At 66.5% G+C, this 948-nt stretch carries 1 protein-coding gene; it reads right to left on the bottom strand.

Features of this window, described 5'->3' with window-relative positions:
• Positions 1-948 (bottom strand): cell division protein FtsZ (gene ftsZ, locus EN991_RS37865; protein ID WP_127370613.1); only part of this gene is annotated, 948 nt, incomplete at both ends.

The raw sequence follows: 948 nt of genomic DNA, 5'->3' as shown, positions 1-948 counted from the left end.
TAGGCCGCCTGCTGGACAGGCGCCGGGCGAGCCTCCGCGATCTGAGCCGCCGGGCGGCTGACCGGCTTCGGAGGCGCCGTGCGGATCGAGATCGGCGCAGCGGCGATTTCAGCCGCCGATTTGTCGATGCCGGTGGCAACCACCGAGACGCGGATGACGCCTTCGAGTTCCTCGTCGAAAGTGGCGCCCAGGATGATGTTGGCGTCCTGGTCGACTTCCTCGCGGATACGGGTCGCCGCTTCGTCGACTTCGAACAGCGTCAGGTCGCGGCCGCCCGTGATCGAGATCAGCAGGCCCTTGGCGCCCTTCATCGAGGTCTCGTCGAGCAGCGGGTTGGCGATCGCCGCTTCGGCGGCGGCCATCGCGCGGCCCTCGCCCGAAGCCTCGCCGGTGCCCATCATCGCCTTGCCCATCTCGCGCATGACCGAGCGCACGTCGGCGAAGTCGAGATTGATCAGGCCTTCCTTGACCATCAGGTCGGTGATGCAGGCGACACCGGAATAGAGCACCTGGTCGGCCATGGCGAAGGCATCGGCGAAGGTGGTCTTGTCATTGGCCAGCCGGAACAGGTTCTGGTTGGGGATGACGATCAGCGTATCGACGCATTTCTGCAATTCCTCGATGCCGAAGTCCGCGGTCTTCATGCGGCGCTGGCCTTCGAAGTGGAACGGCTTGGTGACGACGCCGACGGTGAGGATGCCCTTTTCGCGCGCTGCGCGCGCAACGACGGGAGCAGCACCGGTGCCGGTGCCGCCGCCCATGCCGGCTGTCACGAAGCACATATGGGTGTTGGTCAGGTGATCGAGGATTTCATCGATGCACTCTTCCGCCGCCGCACGGCCGACTTCCGGCTGCGATCCCGCACCGAGCCCCTCGGTGACGTGAGCGCCGAGCTGGATCAGGCGGCCTGCCTTCGACATGGTCAGCGCCTGCGCGTCGGTGTTGGCC

The sequence above is a fragment of the Mesorhizobium sp. M7A.F.Ca.US.005.03.2.1 genome, from assembly GCF_003997795.1.
Taxonomy (GTDB): Bacteria; Pseudomonadota; Alphaproteobacteria; order Rhizobiales; family Rhizobiaceae; genus Mesorhizobium; species Mesorhizobium ciceri.
This window is presented reverse-complemented; position numbering and strand designations above follow the sequence as displayed.